Source organism: Geminicoccus flavidas (assembly GCF_009806515.1).
Classification (GTDB): Bacteria; Pseudomonadota; Alphaproteobacteria; order Geminicoccales; family Geminicoccaceae; genus Geminicoccus; species Geminicoccus flavidus.
The window spans coordinates 1-4,159 of the sequence record NZ_WUJP01000487.1 but is presented as its reverse complement, the minus strand read 5'-3'; the positions used below and the strand labels follow the sequence as shown (position 1 = coordinate 4,159).

The window sequence follows — 4,159 nt, the reverse complement described above, 5'->3', positions numbered from 1 at the left end:
GGCGGTCGGGGCGCCGATCGGATCGGCGCTCCATGCCGTGGGCGGTTTCTTCGCCATCGCCCTCGCCACGACCATCCTGCCTGTCGCGATCCTCCTCGCCATCCTCCCGATGCGCGGCGCGCATCCCGCCGCGCATGGCATGCGGCAGTCGTTCCTGCGCGTGGCGGGAGCAGTCTGGCTTCCAGGGTTCGGCGCAGCCCTCAGCAGCATCGGCTACGGCGCGATCCTGACCTTCGGTGCCCTGCACTTTGCAGAACACGGCTGGCACCCGGTCTGGCTTCCCTTCACGGCCTACGCAGGTGCGTTGATCGCCGCGAGGCTTTGCGTCGGTGCTCTGCCGGACAGGCTCGGCGGCGCCCGGGTCGCGACGATCTTCGTCCTGGTGGAGGCCGCCGGCCTCATGCTGATCTGGCTGGCACCGGGACCCGTCATGGCGGCGGTAGGCGCAGCGCTCACGGGGCTCGGCTATTCGCTGGTCTATCCCGGGCTGGGGGCCGAGGCCGTCAGAAGCCTTCACCCGAGCAGCCGGGGCCTCGCCATGGGTCTCTACACCGTCTTTCTCGACGTGGCGCTCGGCGTCGGCAGTCCCGCCCTGGGCGCGATCGCAGCGTCGGTCACGGTGGACAGCGTTTTCCTCGCCAGCGCTATGGTCGTGTCATGCGCCGCAATCATAGCGCTTACGCTGGCGCGGAGTCCGTCTGTTCTCGCCTTTCAGACCCACGAGGCGAGCATAAACAGATCCAATTCCGATCAATGACGATTCCAGGCTGAGGCAGCCTTGTGACACACCAGGCGGTCGCACGCTGGTGCTTGGCTGCCTCATGAAAGGAGAAAACGGAACATGATGAACTCCCTGCCTTTGGCCGCAGCAGCACTTCTGCTCGCATCCGTTGCCGCTCAGGCTCAGACCATGCAGGTTTCGCCTAATGGGGCGCGGGCATCGATTGCGGGTTCTGCGGAAACCTTCACCGGCACCGTGACCGTCACGCCGCTGTTCACCGCGAGCGAGCACAGCAACGCCGGCGGTGGCCTAGTCGAGTTCACGCCAGGTGCCCGCTCGCACTGGCATACCCACCCGGCAGGACAGACCCTGATCGTCACTGCCGGGACCGGCTGGGTGCAGGAAGTAGGCGGCGAGAAGGTCGCCATCCGGCCCGGCGACGTCGTCTGGACGCCTCCCGGGGTCAAGCACTGGCATGGTGCCACCGCCGAAAGCTCGATGAGCCACATCGCGATCACCCCGGTGCATGACGGGAGCGCGGTTACTTGGCTCGAGCCCGTCACCGACGAGCAGTACCGCTGATCGTTAGGCAAGCTGGAAAGGAGCAGACCATGAAGTCAATCACAGCCTTGGCGCTGGCCATGGCCCTTGCGCCTGCGGCAGGCAACGCCTCCTCAGACGTCGACGGTGATCTCTCGGCCGTGGCCCCGGCCCTGCAGCGATACGAGCGTGGGGTACTCGACGAGCTTTGGACGAGGCCCGGCCTGTCCGCCCGCGACCGCAGCGTCGTGACGGTCGCCGCTGTCATCACCCGCAACCAGCCCAGCATGATGCCCGCGCAGTTCCGCCGCGCGCTCGACAGCGGCGTCAAGCCGGCCGAGTTATCGGAGATCATCACCCATCTGGCCTTCTATGCCGGCTGGGGCAATGCCATGGCGGCTGCCGATGCGGCCGCTCCCATCTTTGCCGAACGGGGCATCGAGACCGACCAGCTTCCGGCAGCGGCCGCGCCGCTGCTTCCGCTCGATGAGGCACAGGAGGTCCGCCGCGCAGCGACCGTCGAGCAGACCGTGGGCCCGGTCTCGCCAGGTCTGGTGCGGGATACGGGACACGTGCTGTTCCGCGACCTGTGGCTCCGCCCGGACCTTGCCCCTCGCGATCGCAGCCTGGTCACGGTGAGCGCGTTGATCTCGGCCGGCCAGGTCGCGCAGGTGCCGTTTCATCTGAACCGTGCCATGGACAACGGTCTGACCCGCGAGGAGGCCTCGGAAGTCATCAGCCATCTCGCCTACTATGCCGGCTGGCCGAATGCCTTTTCGGCCGTGCCGGTCGCGCGCGAGGTCTTCGAGAAGCGCACGGCGCCCTGATCGCGGCAGGATGCGGCGGATAACCGGCCGTCGCGCCCGCCCGAGAGCCTGCGGCCTCAATCCTCTTCTAGCCGCAAGGCATCGACGACGACCTTGAAGGCCGGCAGATTCTGCCGCCGGCTTGGATAGTAGATGTAGTATCCCGCGAACTTCGGGCACCAGTCGTCCAGCACCTGAACGAGATCACCCAACGCGATGCTTCGCTCGACGAGATCCTCCGGCAGAAAGGCGATGCCGTAACCCTTCACCGCCGCATCAACCATCGCCAAGGACGTATTGAAAGTGAGCTGCCCGTCCACCCGGACGCGAAGCTCCTGCCCATCCTTCTCGAACTCCCAGGCGTAGAGACCGCCGCCACGGGCCTGGCGATGGTTTATGCAGTTGTGACTGACCAGCTCCTGCGGATGCCGCGGTAGGGGACGTTCCGCGAAGTAGGTGGGCGAGGCAACCGCGACCAGCCGCCAGTCCGGCCCGATCCGGACTGCGATCATGTCCTTCTCGACGCTCTCGCCCAGCCGGACGCCGGCATCGAACCCATCCTCAACGATGTTGCGCAGCCCGTTGTCGATGCTGAGCTCCAGCTTGATGTCGGGATAGTTGCTCAGCACCGGCAGCAGCTTCGGCCAGACGACGCTCTGGAGCGCGTGGTCCGACAGCGTGAGCCTGATCGTCCCAGCCAGCTTGTCGCGGAACTCCATCAGCGCGGCGATCTCCGTTTCGATCTCCGCGAGCCTGGGGGCCAGCGACTGTCGCAGACGTTCTCCCGCCTCCGTGGTCGTCACGTTGCGGGTCGTGCGCGTGAGCAGCCGGATGCCCATCCGCGTTTCCAGCCGCTTGATCGTGTGGCTGAGGGTGGACTGCGTGATCCCGAGCTTCGCCGCTGCCCGCGTGAAGCTCTTCTCCTCGGCCACGGCCAGGAACCACAGGAGGTCGTTGAAATTCTCCTTGGCCATGCCGCTGCCTCCGCCGACTTGGGGGAAGATTTATGGCCGTCGTCGATCAATGCAAGCGGATCCACCCTACTAATCCGATTGGTCCCGACCTGCTACCCACCAGGTTCGACGAGCCGGCAGCCAGTCGTGTCGGCTCTCCCGCAGACCAAGGAGGATGCCGGTGGAACTGAACATCAACGGCTCGATCCATCAGGTCGATGTCGAGCCGGACACGCCGCTGCTCTGGGTGCTGCGTGACGAGCTGGGCATGACCGGCACCAAATATGGCTGCGGCGTGGCCCAGTGCGGCGCCTGCACGGTGCTGATCGACGGGCAGGCCACGCGGTCCTGCGTGACGACGGTGGACAGCGTGGCCGGGATGGCGATCACGACGATCGAGGCGATCGAGCAGGATGCCGAGGGCCGGAAGGTGGTCGAGGCTTGGGTCGCCAACCAGGTGCCGCAATGCGGCTACTGCCAGTCCGGCCAGGTGATGGCCGCCACCGCACTCCTCAAGCAGGCCCCGCAGCCCAGCGAGGACGACATTGCCGGCGCGATGATCAACCTCTGCCGCTGCGGCACCTATAACGCCATCGCGGCTGCCGTCCGGCAGGCGGCTCAGGCTTGACGGGGGAACGCCATTGAACGTCAAGACCACCGCTGCCGCCGGCTCCATCGGCCGCGCGCATGACAAGCCGCTTAACCTGTCGCGACGCGGCGTCCTTGGCGCCTCGCTCGGAGCGCTTGTGCTCGGCGTCAGCCTGCCCATTGGCCGCGCCCGGGCGCAGGCAGCCACACCGATTACGCCTGGCACGCGAGTCAGCGCGTTTCTCCAGATCCGCCCCGACGGCACCGTCCTGTTCCGGAGTCCCTTCATCGAGGGCGGTCAGGGCATCTTCACCGCCATGGCGCAGATCGTCGGCGAAGAGCTTGATGTCGATCCCACGCGGTTCGAGATCGAAAGCGCTCCTCCCGGTCCGGACTATCTGCTGACGGGCGGTGGCCGCTTCACGGGCGGCAGTATGTCGGTGCGGATGAGCTACGAGACGATGCGCAGGCTCGGCGCCTCGGCGCGCCAGATGCTCCTGCAGGTCGCGGCGACACGGCTCGATGTGCCGATGTCGGAGTTGTCGACAGAG

At 66.7% G+C, this 4,159-nt stretch carries 6 protein-coding genes; 5 read left to right on the top strand and 1 reads right to left on the bottom strand.

All coding sequences use genetic code 11. The features are described 5' to 3' along the window. From EQG76_RS13670 to EQG76_RS13660, 3 genes are all read left to right on the top strand, one after another. Window positions 1-757 (top strand): MFS transporter (locus EQG76_RS13670; protein ID WP_159714222.1); only part of this gene is annotated, 757 nt, incomplete at its 5' end. 87 nt (window positions 758-844) lie between these two features. Then, on the top strand, window positions 845-1,303 hold the full coding sequence (locus EQG76_RS13665) for a (R)-mandelonitrile lyase (protein WP_159714228.1): 459 nt from the start codon (window positions 845-847) through the stop codon (window positions 1,301-1,303). A 29-nt stretch (window positions 1,304-1,332) separates the two neighbouring features. Next, window positions 1,333-2,088 carry a carboxymuconolactone decarboxylase family protein gene (locus EQG76_RS13660; RefSeq protein WP_159714225.1) on the top strand — a complete coding sequence of 252 codons (756 nt, stop codon included), beginning with the start codon at window positions 1,333-1,335 and terminating at the stop codon, window positions 2,086-2,088. A 56-nt stretch (window positions 2,089-2,144) separates the two neighbouring features. On the opposite strand, the gene EQG76_RS13655 is transcribed toward EQG76_RS13660, so the two are convergent. After that, window positions 2,145-3,041, bottom strand: coding sequence for a LysR family transcriptional regulator (locus tag EQG76_RS13655; protein ID WP_159714219.1), 897 nt, complete (start codon window positions 3,039-3,041; stop codon window positions 2,145-2,147). Window positions 3,042-3,201: 160 nt separating this feature from the next. Between EQG76_RS13655 and EQG76_RS13650 the strand changes: the two genes are divergently transcribed. Together EQG76_RS13650 and EQG76_RS13645 are read left to right on the top strand one after the other, a co-directional pair. Further along, window positions 3,202-3,648 carry a (2Fe-2S)-binding protein gene (locus EQG76_RS13650; RefSeq protein ID WP_159714216.1) on the top strand — a complete coding sequence of 149 codons (447 nt, stop codon included), beginning with the start codon at window positions 3,202-3,204 and terminating at the stop codon, window positions 3,646-3,648. 13 nt (window positions 3,649-3,661) lie between these two features. Next, window positions 3,662-4,159 (top strand): molybdopterin cofactor-binding domain-containing protein (locus tag EQG76_RS13645; protein ID WP_159714213.1); only part of this gene is annotated, 498 nt, incomplete at its 3' end.